At 61.3% G+C, this 16,172-nt stretch carries 13 protein-coding genes; 5 read left to right on the top strand and 8 right to left on the bottom strand.

The features are described from left to right. The 3 genes from APY03_RS39125 to APY03_RS39115 all read left to right on the top strand — a co-directional run. On the top strand, positions 1-289 hold a 289-nt coding region (locus APY03_RS39125), incomplete at its 5' end, for a hypothetical protein (protein WP_232324577.1). A gap of 23 nt (positions 290-312) precedes the next feature. Next, positions 313-1,266, top strand: a complete 954-nt coding sequence (locus APY03_RS39120; RefSeq protein WP_068686159.1) for a Bug family tripartite tricarboxylate transporter substrate binding protein — start codon at positions 313-315, stop codon at positions 1,264-1,266. Between the two features lie 320 nt (positions 1,267-1,586). After that, positions 1,587-7,145: a trifunctional serine/threonine-protein kinase/ATP-binding protein/sensor histidine kinase gene (locus tag APY03_RS39115; RefSeq protein WP_162487102.1), complete on the top strand. Its 5,559-nt coding sequence runs from the start codon at positions 1,587-1,589 to the stop codon at positions 7,143-7,145. Positions 7,146-7,235: 90 nt separating this feature from the next. On the opposite strand, the gene aceE is transcribed toward APY03_RS39115, so the two are convergent. The 8 genes from aceE to APY03_RS42240 form a co-directional block, all read right to left on the bottom strand. After that, positions 7,236-9,932: a pyruvate dehydrogenase (acetyl-transferring), homodimeric type gene (aceE, locus tag APY03_RS39110; protein WP_068686130.1), complete on the bottom strand. Its 2,697-nt coding sequence runs from the start codon at positions 9,930-9,932 to the stop codon at positions 7,236-7,238. A gap of 35 nt (positions 9,933-9,967) precedes the next feature. Further along, the gene (gene msrA / locus APY03_RS39105) at positions 9,968-10,489 is read right to left on the bottom strand and encodes a peptide-methionine (S)-S-oxide reductase MsrA (protein WP_068686128.1); all 522 of its coding nucleotides are present in this window, start codon (positions 10,487-10,489) and stop codon (positions 9,968-9,970) included. Continuing rightward, positions 10,482-10,934 carry a peptide-methionine (R)-S-oxide reductase MsrB gene (gene msrB / locus APY03_RS39100; protein WP_068686126.1) on the bottom strand — a complete coding sequence of 151 codons (453 nt, stop codon included), beginning with the start codon at positions 10,932-10,934 and terminating at the stop codon, positions 10,482-10,484. The genes msrA and msrB overlap by 8 nt, the downstream gene beginning before the upstream one ends. 35 nt (positions 10,935-10,969) lie before the next feature. Further along, on the bottom strand, positions 10,970-11,410 hold the full coding sequence (locus APY03_RS39095) for a carboxymuconolactone decarboxylase family protein (RefSeq protein ID WP_068686124.1): 441 nt from the start codon (positions 11,408-11,410) through the stop codon (positions 10,970-10,972). A gap of 62 nt (positions 11,411-11,472) precedes the next feature. Next, positions 11,473-11,895 (bottom strand): cupin domain-containing protein, encoded by a 423-nt coding sequence (locus APY03_RS39090; protein WP_068686122.1) that lies wholly within the window; start codon positions 11,893-11,895, stop codon positions 11,473-11,475. Between the two features lie 241 nt (positions 11,896-12,136). After that, positions 12,137-12,829, bottom strand: a complete 693-nt coding sequence (locus APY03_RS39085; protein WP_068686120.1) for a response regulator transcription factor — start codon at positions 12,827-12,829, stop codon at positions 12,137-12,139. A gap of 262 nt (positions 12,830-13,091) precedes the next feature. After that, positions 13,092-13,478 (bottom strand): response regulator, encoded by a 387-nt coding sequence (locus tag APY03_RS39080; RefSeq protein ID WP_232081104.1) that lies wholly within the window; start codon positions 13,476-13,478, stop codon positions 13,092-13,094. A gap of 26 nt (positions 13,479-13,504) precedes the next feature. Next, positions 13,505-13,768 (bottom strand): hypothetical protein, encoded by a 264-nt coding sequence (locus tag APY03_RS42240; protein WP_146039338.1) that lies wholly within the window; start codon positions 13,766-13,768, stop codon positions 13,505-13,507. Positions 13,769-13,911: 143 nt separating this feature from the next. Between APY03_RS42240 and APY03_RS39075 the strand changes: the two genes are divergently transcribed. Then, on the top strand, positions 13,912-15,222 hold the full coding sequence (locus APY03_RS39075) for an MFS family transporter (protein ID WP_068686118.1): 1,311 nt from the start codon (positions 13,912-13,914) through the stop codon (positions 15,220-15,222). A gap of 306 nt (positions 15,223-15,528) precedes the next feature. Beyond that, positions 15,529-16,161 (top strand): response regulator transcription factor, encoded by a 633-nt coding sequence (locus tag APY03_RS39070; RefSeq protein ID WP_068686115.1) that lies wholly within the window; start codon positions 15,529-15,531, stop codon positions 16,159-16,161. Positions 16,162-16,172 lie beyond the last annotated feature (11 nt).

The raw sequence follows: 16,172 nt of genomic DNA, 5'->3' as shown, positions 1-16,172 counted from the left end.
GCGGCGAGTTCAAGACCATCATGATGGAAGCGGCTTGAGCCATCTGCCGATCGGTGTGTTCGACAGCGGCGTCGGCGGCCTCTCGGACCTCAGCGCGCTGCCGGCCGAACTGCCGCCGGCAGCAACTGCAATCGACTGCGAGACCTGCCCGCACTTCAACGTAACCATTGTCTTGAAGTTCTGTTGCAGGGTTGACCCGAACGGTTCGAAGTTCGATCATTACCGGATCGGCGAAATCCAGCACCGCGGGAACAACTGTAGCCACACACTACAGGAGACACACGCATGAAGCGTCGACAGTTCAGCGCCCTGATGGCCGCGCTGGGCGCAACAACTCTCGCGCCGGCTCTCGCGCAACCGCAGGCATTTCCGTCGCGCACCATCACCTGGGTGGTTCCCTTCACGCCAGGCGGTGTCACCGACACCACGTCGCGCGCGCTGGCCAAGAAGATGGGCGAGATCCTGGGCCAGCAGATCGTGATCGACAATCGCCCCGGCGCAGGCGGCTCGCTCGGCACCGAGCAGGTCGCCCGCGCCGCACCGGACGGCTACACCATCCTGTACATCACCTCGGGCACGATGGCAGCCAACCTGTTCCTCTACGAGGGCCTGAAGTACGAACCATTGAAGGATTTCATCCCCGTGCACGGCATGTTCCTGTCGCCACTACTGCTGGTGGTAAGCCAAGACTCGCCGTTCAATAGCGTGTCGGATCTGGTGGCGAAGGCGAAGGCCGAGCCAGGCAAGCTCAACCACGGCTCGGCGGGCGTCGGTACCGGGACCCATCTCGTCGCGGGGCTGTTCCAGGAGGCCGCCGGTATCAAGATACTGCATATCCCCTACAAAGGCACGGCACCGGCGCTGCAGGACATGCTCGGTGGTCGCGTCGACCTGATGTTCGACTACACCGGCGCGGTGTTGTCGCAGATCAAGACCGGCAAGGTTCGGCCTCTGGCGGTGATGTCCGACAAGCGCCTTGAGGCCATACCGGACGTGCCGACTATCGTCGAAGCGGGTTACCCCGGAGCGCAGCTGAGCGGATGGTCGGGCATCGGCGTGCCGGCCGGCACGCCGCCCGAAGTGGTGGAGAAGCTGGCCGACGCGATGCGCGGCGCGCTTCGAGACGAGGAAACGGTTTCGTACTTCGTGGGCGCCGGCAGCCGGGCGCTGGTTGATGTAGACGAACCTGCATTTCGCAAGCTCATCGTCGATGAGCAGAAGAAGTGGGGCGAGTTGGTGCGCAAGCTGGGTGCGACGCTGAAATGACGGCGCGCGACGACTCGCATGCGCGGCCGATTCTCGGTCGCTTGGCCCTGCCCTGACCGCATGGCAATGCAGCGTGCGCCGCGCGCAACGAGCTGATCTCAGCCAAGCCTCGCCGGCATCGTTGGCGCGTTTCCGACAGCCAGAAGCGGACGTGCAGTCGCTTCCTGCGCACAAAGCAGGTATCGACCACAGTGAAGTCTGGGGAGCTAGACTCCCCCGCTGGTCTGCTTGCCCGCGGCTGGCCGCGACTTCCAAGGCATGTGGGACACCGCCAACGAGGGGTGATGTCCGCTTGCTGGCATAGGGGAGTGAGAGTCGAGATGGATCTGTCTGGCTACACCCTGGATACGTTGCATCAGGACGGCGATTTCACACTGTGCCGGGGGCGTGCCACGGCCGGTCCTGGTGCGCAAGCAGCTTCGGTGCTGGTGTCGATACTGAGCTCGGAGCATCAGCGCCCTGACCAGATTCAGATGCTGGAACGCGAGTTTGCCTTGGCGCCTGAACTCGATCCAGAGTGGGCCATCCGGCCGCTCGCCCTGTCGAACTACCAAGGCCGTCCAGCTCTTTTCCTCGAGGACCGGCCATGCGAGCTGCTCGAGCGAATTCTGAAAGCTGCGCCAGCCTACCGCGGATCGTCGACACACTCCGAACCCGAACCGGGGATGAGAATTGGATTGTTTCTGCGGCTGTCCGTTCATCTCGCCGCCGCTATAGCAGGCATGCACGGGCGTGGCATCGTTCACAAGAACATCAAACCTGCCAATATTCTGGTCGACACCGCGACTTCGAGGGTGTGGCTGACCGGCTTCGGAATTGCCACGCGACTCCCGCGAGAAAGGCAGGCGCCCGACCCACCTCAGACGATCGCGGGCACGCTGGCGTACATGGCGCCCGAGCAAACTGGACGCATGAATCGCTCGATCGACACCAGGAGCGATCTCTACGCCCTGGGCATCACGCTCTACGAAATGCTGACGGGCTCGCCGCCGTTCAGCGCTGCGGATCCGATGGAATGGGTGCACTGTCACATCGCGAGGCAAGCGGTGCCGCCGAGCGAGCGAATGAAGGACGTTCCGCCGACTGTTTCGACGATCACCATGAAGCTGCTTGCAAAGACGGCCGAGGATCGCTACCAGACCGCAGCCGGCCTGGAGCGCGACCTCCGGCGCTGCCTGACGCAGTTCGAAGCCGAGCGTCGCATCGACGACTTCGCGGTCGGCGAGGGCGATACTCCAGACCGCCTGTTGATCCCCGAAAAGCTGTATGGGCGTGAGCGCGATGTCGAGACCTTGCTCGCCGCATTCGAACGCATCGTCAGGGGAGGCCCTTCCGAGCTGGTCCTGGTCTCAGGCTATGCCGGAATCGGCAAGTCCTCGATGGTCAACGAGCTGCACAGGGTGCTCGCTCCGCAACGGGGCCTCTTCGCAGCCGGAAAGTTCGACCAGTTCAAGCGCGACATTCCTTATGCGACCGTGGGCCAGGCCCTGAAAGCCCTGGTGCGCTCGCTGTTGGCCAGCAGCGATCGAGAGCTCGAACAATGGCGCGAGGACCTCCGCGAGGCTCTGGGACCAAACGGCCAACTCATCATCGAACTTGTCCCGGAGCTGAAGCTCGTCATCGGCGAGCAAGCACCTGTCCGGGAGCTCCCGCCACAGGACGCTCAATGGCGCTTCCTGTTCGTCTTCAGACGCTTCCTGGCCGTGTTTGCGCGGCCGGAGCATCCGCTCGCTCTGTTCCTGGATGATCTGCAATGGCTTGACGCAGCCACCCTGGCTCTGCTCGAGGATCTGCTGAGTCATCCGGATGTACGACATGTGCTGCTGATCGGTGCCTATCGGGACAATGAAGTCACGTCAGCGCATCAGCTGATGAGATCGCTCGATCGAATCAGGAAAGCGAGCGCGAACGTCGAGTCCATCGCCCTTGCGCCGCTTGCGCAAGAACACGTGATCCAGCTGACTGCTGATGCTCTTCACTGCAATCGTGAGCGTGCAGCATCCCTGGCTGAACTCATACAGAAGAAGACGGGAGGCAATCCATTCTTCGCAATCCAGTTCCTTGCAACGCTGGTCGACGAAGGACTGCTCAGATTCGATCACGCTGCGGCGCAGTGGACGTGGGAGCTGGCTCGCATTCATGCGAAAGGCTACACCGACAACGTCGTCGACCTCATGGTCGACAAGCTGAGCCGCCTTCCGAAGCGCACTCAAACGCTCCTGCAGCAACTCGCCTGTCTGGGAAACAGCGCAAGACTCGAACTGTTGGCCGCCGTCTGCAAGGTTTCGCGGGCAAAGCTGCGCGACGACTTGCAACAGGTGCTGCGAGCCGAACTCCTACTGCATTCAGAAGGGTCCTATCAATTCGTTCATGACCGCGTTCGAGAGGCCGCATACTCGATGATTCCTGATGCACGGCGGCCTGCGGCACATCTGCGAATCGGCAAGCTCCTCGTCACCCATGCAAGGCCTGACAGGCGGGACGACTCCGTCTTCGAGATCGTGAATCAGCTCAACCGGGGCGCACCGATCATCACGTCACCTGAAGAACTCAGACAGTTCGCAGAACTGAACCTGGCCGCTGGCAAGCGCGCCAAGGCATCGTCAGCCTATGCCGCGGCCCTCGCGTATCTCACCACCGGATTGGATCTCTTGGCGACTTGTCCATGGGAGCGCCGGCGCGAACTGGAATTCGAGCTCGAGCTGCATTCAGCCGACTGCGAAGTGTGTACGGGTGCGCTGCGAAGAGCTGAAGATCGCCTCGCGGAGCTCGCGAATCGCACGGTCGACGTGGTCCAGCGCTGCGCCGTGGCTCGGCGACGCGTCGAGCTGTACGCAATGATGGGTGCAAGCGACAGGGCGCTTGACGTAGGGCATGAATGCCTGCGGCATGTCGGCATCGATTGGCCCCTCAATCCGACCAAGGAAGAAGTGCGCGCAGTGTACGACCGGCTCTGGTCAAAACTCGGAGGACGCGCGATCGAGGATCTTGTCGGCCTGCCGTTGATGCAGGATGCGAAATCCCTCGCAATGCTGGAAGTACTCGCCGTGCTGACACTGCCGGCCATGCTGAACGACGAGAACCTGCATGCACTCAACGTCAGCACGGTCGTCAATCTCAGCCTCGAACGCGGCAACAGTCACGCCGCGCCGGGCGCCTACGCGGCTCTGGCGTTGATCACAGGTGCGCGGTTCGGCCGGCACGATGAAGGCTATCGCTTGGCAAAAATGGCTTGCCATCTCGTCGAGAGTCGCGGACTCAACCACTTCGGAGCAAAAACCTACTTCAACTTTGCGGTCCTGCTGCCGTGGACGCGGCCATTCAAGGACGCTATCGAGCCGGCGCGCCGTGCATTTCAACTGGCAAGGGAGCAGGGTAACCCGGCATCTGCAGCACATGCCTGCCGCATTTTCATCTTCCTTCTTCTTTCCTTGGGCCATCCTCTCGACCAGGTCGAGTCCCAAGCCGAGGAGGCACTGGTATCGATCTCGCCGTTTGGCTTCTTCCTCGACAGAATCTCGGCGCCGCTCGGGCTTGTACGGTCCCTGCGTGGGAAGAACACCAAGTTCGGATCGCTCGATGATGGTCGCTTTGTGGAGTCGTCCTTTGAGAAGCGCCTCACTGGTGACCCAAGTTTCGCTCTTCTCGAATGCTACTACTGGCTCAGAAAGCTCCAGGCGCGCTTCTTCGCTGGCGATTTCGTGTCGGCGGCAGACGCGGCCAACAGAGTGGAGAGATGGTATGCCACATCAGTGGCATTGCCCTTGTTCCTGGTGGAGATGGCAGATTGCTGCTTCTTTGCCGCCCTCGCTCGCGCTGCATGTTGTGCTCCCCTGGGCACCGATCCGTATGCCGAGCACCAAGAGGCAATTCATAAGCATCACCAAGAGCTCCGAGGCTGGGCAGCGGCGTGCCCAGAGAACTTCGAGGATCGTGCAGCGTTGGTCGCCGCTGAGATCGCCCGCCTGGAGGGGCGTCCCCTTGACGCGATGGACCTGTACGAGCGTGCCATCGAGGCCGCGCGGGCTTCCGGCTTTGTCCACAATGAGGCGCTCGCCTGCGAGCTTGCGGCGCGCTTCCATGCGGCGCGTGGCTTTGCAACCATCGCGCGTGCTTACCTGAGGAATGCAAGATCCGCATATCTGCGTTGGGGCGCAGATGGAAAGGTCCGCCAGCTCGATTTGCTTTACCCGGACCTGAGTGCCGGCGCTGCTGTAGCCGTTCCCAAGGACACCATCAACGCCTCGGTCGAGCAACTCGACCTCGCGACCGTGATCAAGGTGTCGCAGGCTGTATCGAGGGAAATGGTCCTCGATGCATTGATCGATACGTTGATGCGTACCGCAATGGAGCACGCAGGTGCGCAGCGTGCAATCTTGATACTCTCGCGAGGAGAGCAGCAGCGAATAGCGTCTGAAGCCACGAGCGGCTTTGACGACGTTCTCGTTCGCTTGTGTGATGAGCCTGCGGACGGTTCCGTGATTCCGCAGACGGTGCTTCACTACGTTTGGCACGCACAGGAGACTGTGATCGTTGACGACGCCATCAAGGACCCTTTGTTTTCGATAGACCCGTATATCGGAGAGCGCCAGGTGCGATCGGCGCTCTGCCTGCCGCTCACGAACCAAGGCAGGAAAATTGGCGTGTTGTATCTCGAGAACAACCTCTCCTCGCGCGTTTTTGCGCCGGCGCGCACCGCCGTGCTCAAGCTACTCGCCTCGCAGGCCGCGGTCTCGCTCGAGAATAGCCGCCTGTATCGCGACGTCGCTGAACGCGAGGCCAGGATTCGGCGTCTGGTCGATGCCAACATTGTTGGCATCTTCATCTGGGAACTTGATGGTCGCATCGTTGAGGCGAACGATGCATTTCTCGGTATGGTCGGATATGACCGTCAGGATCATGCTGTGCGTGGGTTGCGATGGACCGACTTGACACCTCCGGAATGGCGTCGACGCGACGAGCAAATGGTCTCCGACCTCAAGACAAGCGGGACCTTGCAGCCATTCGAGAAGGAGTACTTCCGGAAGGACGGTGGTCGCATTCCAGTGCTCGTCGGAGTGGCCAGCTTTGATGAGACGGCGAGCCAGGGCGTGGCCTACGTGGTCGATCTAAGCGAACGCAAGCACGCGCAGGAAGCGCTCGATCGTGCCGCCGCCGAACTGGCGCATGTGTCAAAGGTCAGCACACTGAGCGCTCTCACCGCGTCGATCGCGCATGAGGTCAACCAGCCGCTTTCGGGCATCATGACCAATGCGAGCACCTGCCTTCGGATGTTGGATTCCACACCTCCGAACATTGACGGAGCGCGCGAAACTGCGCGCCGCACGATCCGAGACAGTACCCGAGCTTCCGACGTCATCGCACGTCTGCGAGCCATGTTCAGCAAGCGCGACTCTACGCTTGAGTTGCTGGATCTGAACGTGGGGGCGAGAGAAGTGATCGCGCTTTCGTTGGGTGAACTTCAACGAAATCAGATCGTGCTTGAGACGCAGCTCGCCGAGAATCTTCCGATCGTGAAGGCTGATCGAGTTCAGCTTCAGCAGGTCATGTTGAATCTCATCCGGAATGCGACGGATGCGATGGCAGAGGTCGCCGATCGACCAAGGCAGTTGCTCATCAAGACTCACCGAGATGATGTCGACCGGGTCTGCGTTGTCGTCCGAGATACCGGCGTCGGACTGTTGCCGCAGAACATTGAATCACTCTTCAATGCTTTCTACACGACAAAGAGCGACGGCATGGGGATTGGTCTGTTTGTCAGTCGCTCGATCATCGAGCGACATCGCGGTCGCATCTGGGCAGAGCCCAATCCCGGCGCTCCCGGCGCGACATTCACGTTCGCGATTCCATGCATGTCGAGCGATAGTCTCGAGAGCTGATCTGCTATTGCGCTGCAAGATTCTTTGGTCGTGAAGTAGCGTCGCGCTGCCCCGAAACTGCGCCAGTTGTGCACGAATCCACAGCGTGGCTCAAACGGTCATCGGGTTGGCCTTGGAAGGATCGAGTTCGTACTTGCCGATCGCCGCTGCCACAATCTTCTGTTCGATCGTGCCTTCGCCGGCCAGCGCGTTGAGGGCGGCGACCGTCACCCAGTATCGGTCGACTTCAAAGAAGTGCCTCAGCGCGGCGCGCGTGTCCGACCGTCCGTAGCCGTCCGTACCGAGCACCACGAACTTGTTCGGAACAAAGGGATAGATCTGGTCGACAAGCGCGCGGATGTAGTCGGTCGAGGCTATGACCGGCCCCGGCGCGCCGCTCAGCAGTTTCGTGACGTGCGGCACCCTCTTCTCTTCGCCCGGATGCAGCATGTTGTGGCGCTCGGCCGACTGGCCGTCGCGCGCGAGCTGCGTGAAGCTCGGCACACTCCACAGGTCCGCAGCGACACCCCAGTCATTCTTCAGCAGGTCAGCCGCAGCGATCACTTCGTTGAAGATCGTCCCGGCCCCCAGGAGCTGGACGCGCGGCGCACCCGCTGCCGCTTGCGCTTTCCGGAACGAGTACATGCCCTTCACGATGTCCGACGCCACCGTGTCGCCTTGCGGCATCGGCGGATGATCGTAGTTCTCGTTCATCACGGTCAGGTAGTAGTACACGTCCTCCTGTTCTGCCATCATTCGGCGTAGACCGTCCTGGATGATCACCGCCAGTTCATAGTTGAAAGTCGGGTCGTAGCTCATGCAGTTGGGGACGCCCGCGGCAGCAAGGAGCGAGTGGCCGTCCTCGTGCTGGAGGCCCTCGCCGTTGATGGTCGTTCGGCCCGAAATACCGCCCAGCAGGAAGCCTCTCGATCGCATGTCGCCCGCTGCCCATGCGAGATCTCCGATCCTCTGGAAGCCGAACATCGAGTAGAAGATGTAGAACGGCACCATGGGCTCACCGTGAGTCGAGTACGAGGTGGCCGCAGCGATCCAGTCACACATGCCCCCAGCTTCGTTGATCCCTTCCTGCAGGATCTGGCCCGTCTCGGATTCCTTGTAGAACGTCAGTTGCCTCGAATCTTGAGGTATGTACTTCTGCCCATCCCGGTTCCAGATGCCGATCTGGCGGAAGAGCCCTTCCATCCCGAAGGTGCGTGACTCGTCCGGCACAATCGGCACGATGCGCGGCCCGAGAACCGGGTCCTTCAGCAGGATGCCGAGAATCCGCACGAAGGCCATCGTGGTCGACATGGTTCGGCCTTCGCTGGTGCCTCGAAGCATGGGCTCGAAGGCGGACAGCTCGGGCACCGGAAGCGATTGCGCGTTCTGCCTGCGCGACGGCAGGTAGCCGCCCAGCTCGGCACGGCGAGCGCGCATGTACTCGAGTTCCCTGGATCCCTCCTCGAACACGACGTATGGCGTATCGGCGATCTGGTCGTCAGCGATCGGCAGACCGAACTGATCGCGAAAACTCCTTAGCTGCTCGTTCTGCATCTTCTTCTGCTGGTGATTCGCGTTCGATGCCTGAGCGGACTCACCCATTCCATAGCCCTTGATGGTCTTGGCGAGGATCACCGTCGGCCGATCCTTCGCGTTCTGAGCCTGCATGTACGCTGCGTAGACCTTCTGGGGATCGTGTCCACCGCGATCCAGGCTCCAGATATCCGAATCGGACCAGTCGGCGACCAGTGCCTTCAGCTCGGGCGTGTTGAAGAAGTGTTCCCGAACATATGCGCCGGATTCCGCCTTGTACGTCTGGTACTCACCATCGACGACCTCCATCATCCGGCGCATCAGCGCACCTGAGCGGTCGCGCTCGAACAGAGGATCCCAGCGGCTGCCCCAGATCACCTTGATCACGTTCCAGCCGGCGCCTCGAAATTCGGACTCGAGTTCCTGGATGATCTTCCCGTTGCCGCGGACGGGGCCATCGAGGCGTTGCAGGTTGCAGTTGATCACGAAGACGAGATTGTCAAGGTGTTCGCGTCCCGCCAGGCCCAGCGCACCGCGCGACTCGGGTTCGTCCATCTCACCATCCCCGAGGAAGGTCCAGACCTTGCGGCCCTCGGTCTTGGTGATGTCGCGCGCCTGCAGGTACTTCATGAAGCGCGCCTGGTAGATCGACATGATCGGACCGAGACCATTCGACACAGTGGCGAACTGCCAGAAGTCCGGCATCAGCCACGGATGGGGATAGGAGGAGATGCCATGTCCGGCGACCTCCCGGCGATAGTTGTCCAACTGCGCTGCAGTCAGCCGACCGAGCAGGAACGCCCGCGAGTAGATTCCGGGAGCGGCATGACCCTGCACGTACACAAGGTCGCCGCCATGCTGTTCCGAAGGTGCGTGCCAGAAGTGATTGAAGCCCATGTCATACAGCGTGGCCGCCGAGGCGAACGAAGCGATGTGTCCTCCCACATTGCTCTCCTTCGCCGCGCGCAAGACCATTGCCGCGGCGTTCCAGCGCGTGTAGGCGCGGATTCGGTGCTCAACGGCCTGATCGCCCGGCAACCGCGGCTGGTCACCAACCGGGATCGTATTGACATACGGGGTCGTAGCGGAGAACGGCAGATGCCTGCCATGCATCCGGGCGAACTCGATCTGCTTGTCGATCAGATAATGGGCGCGATCCGCTCCGACGTTAGAGATGACGCCGTAGAGCGCACCGAGCCATTCGGCGGTCTCCTGCGGGTCATCGTCGCCGGCATCGGTGACGTACTTGAGTACTTCGCTGGGAATCGCGGCCATGTGCATCTCCTGTGCAAGCACCCATCACAGATCGGCTAGCAGCTGCCTGGCTGCTGTGAAGTGCCTACGGGCAAGCTCCATTCGGGCCGAACGTAGTGACACGTGTAGCCGCCGGGATGCTTCAGCAAGTAGTCCTGATGCTCGGGTTCGGCCTCCCAGAAATCGCTCGCCGGAGTCACTTCGGTCACGACCTTCCCCGGCCATACGCCCGAAGCATCGACGTCGGCGATCGTACGGTGCGCGACCTGCTTCTGCTCATCGGTCATGAAGAAGATGGCTGACCGATAGCTGGAGCCGACATCGTTGCCCTGTCGATTGCGCGTGGTCGGATCGTGGATCTGGAAGAAGAGTTCGAGGAGCTTGCGGTAGCTGATGCGCGACGGGTCGAAGACGACCTCGACCGCTTCGGCATGTCCGCCATGGTTTCGATACGTGGCGTTCCGGATGCTGCCACCCGTGTAACCTACTCGCGTCGACAGCACACCCTCATGGCTTCGGAGAAGGTCTTGCACGCCCCAGAAGCAGCCTGCGGCAAGCAGGGCACGTTCTTCAGTCATTGGCGTTCTCCACATGGTGCAGGTAGGCCCCATAGCCTTCGGCCTGCATATCATCGCGATGGATGAACCGCAACGCGGCTGAGTTTATGCAGTAACGCAACCCGCCACGATCGCTTGGGCCATCAGGAAACACATGTCCGAGATGGCTGTCGCCATGCAGCGATCGAACCTCTGTCCGAATCATTCCATGGTCGGTGTCCTTCAGTTCGTTGACATAAGCGTGTTCGATGGGTCTGGTAAAGCTGGGCCATCCAGACCCGGACTCGAACTTCTCGGAGGAGGCGAACAACGGTTCACCCGACACCACATCTACATAAATTCCCGGCTCCTTGTTGTCCAGGTACTCGCCGGTCCCGGCGATCTCGGTACCGTTTTGCTGTGTGACGCGATACTGCTCCGGCGAGAGCTTGGCGATCGCCTCGGGGTCTTTGCTGAATCTCGGCATCTTCTTCTCCTGATGGTGGCGATGAGAACGTAAGGCTAGTCGGAGGGACCCTTGCGAAAACCGACCGCAAGGCGGTTCCAGCCGTTGATCGCGACGATGGCGACGGTCAGATCGACCATCTCCTTGTCGGCAAAATGGTCGCGGACGAGGGCGTAGTCCTCGTCTGGCGCATGAGTGTCGGCAAGAAGCGTCAGCGATTCGGTCCAAGCGAGTGCCGCCCGCTCTCGCGGCGTGAAGAACGGTGCCTCTCGCCATACGACCACCGAGTGCAGACGCCTCTCCGATTCACCCATCTTCTTCGCGTCGCTCGCGTGAAGATCGACGCAGTATGCGCATCCATTGATCTGGGACGCACGCAGTTTCACCAACTCAAGGAGGCTCTTTTCAAGCCCCAACTGGGTCACAGCTTTCTCAAGGCTGACCAAGGCGCCGACCGCCTCTTTGGATGCCTTGTAGTAGTCGATTCTCTGCGTCATGACGTGCTCCTGCTTTCTGGTGTGTGCTGGTGGATTCAGGGGGTACAGCTGACAAGGATGCCTCAGCGAAGCGGGAGCACTGCGTCCGGGCCCTTGTTCTTGAAGAAGACGACGAGGAACTTCGCGGGCATGGTGCTGCTCGCGTTCCGAGACACCGTATGGACATCCAAAGGTGCCTCATAGAAGGTCTGGCCTCTTGTGAGGGTGACTTCCGCGCCGCCGCGCAGCGCCATGACGATCGATCCCTCCAACACATACACAAACACGTGCGCATCATGCCGATGGATGGGATCCGAGCCCCCGGGCGGATACTCGACCGTGATGGCCAACAGCTCCTTTCCGGGGTGATCTCCGAGTTCCTTCGACAGCAGTGTCGTCAGCACGGGGCCCGGCCCGGCTTTGGCGAGCTGCGCACCGAAAGCCGCGAGGGGGAACACCAGCAGCATTCCGAGATAGTTCAAGCGATTCACTGTGAGTCCTTTCATTTCGGTGTATAGGTTGGGCCGAGGCGTTCATCTTGGCGGGGCTGCAGGCGAGCGGGATCGGCCAGAGGTTCGTCGAGAGGGTCATCCGAAGGACAGTGAGCGCCTTGATCCCACCTCCGGCCACTGCAATTGCCCGCTTTGCAGTCGACCCGATTCGCAGCCACCGACACGCGGCTCTTGGACCAAAGGCAGCCATGGGGCCTTCTCCGGGGCTGGCCGACCGGTCGGTCCCGCGGGATGCTCAGGCGCATTGCGATGCTGGCTCGCGCATGGGGCTGTTGGAGAACCGTGCCTCAGCTTCGTTCGCAGCATCGTTTTCGAGCAGCCCGCGGGCCGCGGCTATTCGAGCCGCGTCGGTGCGAGAGCTCGCGCCGAGCTTCGCCATGGTCGCGCTCATGTGCGACTTGACTGTCCCGACCTCGATTCCGAGCATTCGCCCAATCGTCTTGTTCGGCCGCCCGGCTGCAGCAAGCTTCAGGACTTCGATCTCCCGGGAGGTGAGCGTCGCTCGCGTCAGGCTGTCGGCGATCCTTTGCGCCACGGCCTGGCTCATGTAGCGTAGACCGCTGGCAACGGCAGTCACGCCGTCGATCAGGTCGTTCAGCGGTCCGCCGACCAGCAGGTAACCATGCACCCCGGCCTCGATCGCGCGGCGGATATCAGCCTCGCGATCATTGCGCGTGAAGGCAAGCATCCTTGCCTCGTCCATGAGGCCATACGCGACGCGCTGTGCTGGCTGCGTGAGTTGCATTGCATTGCCGTAGTCAGCAATGACGACGTCAATCCGAGCCCCCTCCGGGCCCAGGTTGTCTACCCCGTGGACATAGACCTCGAACGCGGCATGCTGCCGTAGCGCAGCCACGAGACCAGCAGAAAGAATCGGGTCTGGTTGCATGACCAGGACGTTCGAGCGGCGCAGGGAGCAGTAGTTCATGCTTGTCTCCTTATGAGTGCGGGTAAAGACGGATGTGGTCTTGCGAGCGGCACCGCGAGTTCACAACAATAGGAGCGCGCGTTCCATTGCACGTTGGTACCGTCGATACCAAAGTTGTGCCTCGGCGCGAATGCCATGCTTTCCATTTGCTCCCTTAGTTGCGCGCTTGCTGTCGTTTGCGGCGGGATGCAGACCGGCGCCACGTCGCTGCACATGAAGGAGCGGGACTTGAGCAGTTTGCGGGCGCAATGATTCGGCAGTCTCACCTCGTTGAAAGGGCGACGGTCACCGCATCGAGAAGCGCCTTCTCGCTGAAAGGTTTGAACAAGCATTCCACTGCGCCTTGCTGGATCAGCTGTGGGCGCAGGGTCCGATCGATGTGGGCGGTGACAAAGATGACGGGGATGCATTGACCGCGCCGCCTCAGCTCCAGGTACAGCTCCGGACCGGTCATGCCCGGCATCGCCACATCCAGGACCAGACAACTCGCCCGGTCAAGCAGGTGGGACGCAAGTAGTTCTTTCGCCGAGGCGAACGCCTCCGACGCGAAGCCGAGCTCGCGGATCAGGTCCGGCAATGCCTCGCGCACCGACTCATCGTCGTCGACAACGCAAACGAGCGGTGGGTTCAGAGCCTCGGAATCTGTCACTTAGACGCCTCCGTCGCAATCCGCATTCACCAGGGGCTCGAAATCGCGACCCGGTGTGAATGCGTGAGCCAACCTGCGGCGAGTTCGCGGCAGCCATTCTTCATCACAACCCCTTGGCGCAGTTCTGGTGCAAGAGTGAACCACTTCGGTGACAAGGTAAACAATACCTTGGTATTGGTCGGCTGTCTGGCGCCAAGGATGCTCGACGCACGGCCAACAGCTTTGGTATCGGCGAGACCTTGGTGCAATGAAATCCGCCCGAGCATCTGCTTTGATGGGAACCCTTTCATTTACGCCAGGAGGGCTCCGTGATGACGCAAGCGAAACACTTTCCTTCCGGGGTTTGTGCCGCCCGATGCGGGTTGCACATGCGCACAGCATTCCCCCTGCCCAATCGAGGAAGCTCTCTCGTCGCTCGCAAGTGGGGGTGGCCATGAGCATGATGCCGCCGGAACACGCGTTTCCTGGCTACTCGCGCGAAGAGAAGCGAAAGCGCATCTTCGCTATCGCGGCGGCGTCCTCGGGAAACCTCGTGGAGTGGTTCGATTTCTACATCTATGCCTTCTGTGCCATTTATTTCGCACCGGCCTTCTTTCCCGCCTCCGATCCGACTGCACAACTACTGAACACTGCCGGCGTATTTGCAGCAGGATTTCTCATGCGCCCCATCGGCGGCTGGCTGTTCGGAAGGATCGCGGACCGGCGTGGCCGAAAGACTGCCATGCTGATCGCCGTCGTGATGATGTGTGGAGGGTCCCTGGTGATTGCCTGCTTGCCGACGTACTCCAGCATCGGTGGATGGGCTCCATTTCTTCTTCTCATCGCGCGCCTCCTTCAAGGGCTGTCCGTGGGCGGCGAGTACGGCACAACCGCGACCTACATGAGCGAAGTCGCGCTGCGTGGCCGCCGTGGATTTTTTTCATCCTTCCAGTACGTCACCCTCATCGGCGGCCAGCTGGCAGCAGTCCTTGTCGTCATCCTGCTGCAGCAGGTGCTTGACGAAAGCCAACTGAGGCAATGGGGCTGGCGCATTCCGTTCTTCATCGGAGCGGTAGGCGCCCTGGTTGCAATGATCCTGCGCCGTACATTGCACGAGACTTCCACGGCGGAATCGCGCGGCACCCGGACCGCGGGACAGATCACCGAGCTCCTGCAACGGCACCGTGCGGCCTTTCTGACAGTCCTCGGGTATACGGCGGGCGGATCGCTGATCTTCTATACGTTCACGACCTACATGCAAAAGTACCTCGTCAACTCGGCAGGACTGTCGATTCGGACGGCCAGCGGCGTCATGACCGTTTGCCTATTCATCTACATGTGCATGCAACCGCTCTTCGGCGCACTGTCGGACCGCATTGGACGACGTACGAGCATGCTCCTGTTCGGCGCGCTCGGCACTGCGGCGACGGTACCCGTCTTTGCCGGGCTTCAACGATTCGACAGCCCGTACGCGCAAGGTGCGCTGATACTGGTCGCACTCACCATCGTCAGCCTCTACACGTCGATCAGCGGCATCGTGAAGGCCGAGCTCTTCCCGCCGGACATCCGTGCCCTGGGAGTGGGTCTCTCGTACGCGATCGCGAATGCCATCTTCGGGGGATCGGCCGAGTACGTCGCGCTCGCCCTCAAGTCGGTGGGCCACGAGGGGGCGTTCTACTGGTACGTGACCGGGATGATGACGGTCGTCTTCCTGGTGAGCCTGCGTCTGCCGAAGCGGGCCACCTACCTGCGCCACGATCACTGACGCGGAAGCGGCTCGACCTGGTCGATTCGATGACGCGCTCTTCCCATGCCACCGAGAAGGATGGACCTGCCTCGGGGCAATCTACAACCAAAGAACTATTTACGTTCAAGCTCGCTGCGCGCATGCTGCCCGGAGCGGCAGCGATGAAAGGCCGGATGGCCCCCCAGCAGCGCCGGAGCTTGCAGGCGCATCATTGGCGGGTCGGAAAGGGCCGGGGGCGGCCGCTCCTTCAATGCGCGGCAAGCAAGCACGAGCAGCATGCAGCGAAGGAGCCCGGCGATCCGGTCCACAGGAAGCGAGGCCATCATGACGTCCGACGCCAAGCCAACCGTTTACATCGTCGATGACGACGTTTCGGTGCGCGAATCGCTCGACCTGCTGATCCAGTCGCAGGGATGGAACGCGGAGGCCTTTGCCTCGGCCACGGAGTTCCTTGCCCGTCCTGCGACAACAACGGCGAGTTGCCTCCTGTTGGACGTGAACCTCCCAGATCTGAACGGCCTCGAAGTTCAGGAACGCATCGCCGCTCACCGGTCGAGCATGCCGATTATTTTCGTCACCGGATACGCCGATATACCGACGACCGTACGCGCCATGAAGGCCGGAGCGGAAGAGTTCCTGACCAAGCCCTTCAACGACGATGTGCTTCTCCGCGCGATCTGCAACGCCATCGAGCGCAGCCGTACCGCGATTGACCACGAGGTGTTGCAGACGGGACTGCGCAGACGCTACTTGGCGCTGAGCACCCGGGAAAGGCAAGTCATGGACCTGGTAGTCACCGGCCTCCTCAACAAGCAGGTTGGCGCAGAGCTGGGAATCAGCGAGATCACCGTGAAGGCGCACAGAGGGCGTGTGATGCAGAAGATGAACGCCCGTTCGCTGGCCGAACTGGTGACGATGGCAGCAAGGGTGCGCGCCGACGCTTCGCAAGAAGGCTGAGCGATGCTCAC

This window comes from Variovorax sp. WDL1 (genome assembly GCF_001541225.1).
In the GTDB taxonomy this organism is placed as follows: Bacteria; Pseudomonadota; Gammaproteobacteria; order Burkholderiales; family Burkholderiaceae_C; genus Variovorax.
The sequence above is the reverse complement of the archived record's forward strand: the minus strand, read 5'-3'. Positions and strand labels throughout refer to the sequence as shown.

Excerpts from the sequence above, each read along its gene's own strand:
- APY03_RS39090 (WP_068686122.1), bottom strand. The coding sequence starts at position 11,895 with ATGAAAGGACTCACAGTGAATCGCTTGAACTATCTCGGAATGCTGCTG.
- APY03_RS39075 (WP_068686118.1), top strand. The coding sequence starts at position 13,912 with ATGAGCATGATGCCGCCGGAACACGCGTTTCCTGGCTACTCGCGCGAA.
- msrB (WP_068686126.1), bottom strand. The coding sequence starts at position 10,934 with ATGCCGAGATTCAGCAAAGACCCCGAGGCGATCGCCAAGCTCTCGCCG.
- APY03_RS39095 (WP_068686124.1), bottom strand. The coding sequence starts at position 11,410 with ATGACGCAGAGAATCGACTACTACAAGGCATCCAAAGAGGCGGTCGGC.
- msrA (WP_068686128.1), bottom strand. The coding sequence starts at position 10,489 with ATGACTGAAGAACGTGCCCTGCTTGCCGCAGGCTGCTTCTGGGGCGTG.
- APY03_RS42240 (WP_146039338.1), bottom strand. The coding sequence starts at position 13,768 with ATGAAAGGGTTCCCATCAAAGCAGATGCTCGGGCGGATTTCATTGCAC.
- APY03_RS39115 (WP_162487102.1), top strand. The coding sequence starts at position 1,587 with ATGGATCTGTCTGGCTACACCCTGGATACGTTGCATCAGGACGGCGAT.
- APY03_RS39070 (WP_068686115.1), top strand. The coding sequence starts at position 15,529 with ATGACGTCCGACGCCAAGCCAACCGTTTACATCGTCGATGACGACGTT.
- APY03_RS39085 (WP_068686120.1), bottom strand. The coding sequence starts at position 12,829 with ATGAACTACTGCTCCCTGCGCCGCTCGAACGTCCTGGTCATGCAACCA.
- APY03_RS39120 (WP_068686159.1), top strand. The coding sequence starts at position 313 with ATGGCCGCGCTGGGCGCAACAACTCTCGCGCCGGCTCTCGCGCAACCG.
- aceE (WP_068686130.1), bottom strand. The coding sequence starts at position 9,932 with ATGGCCGCGATTCCCAGCGAAGTACTCAAGTACGTCACCGATGCCGGC.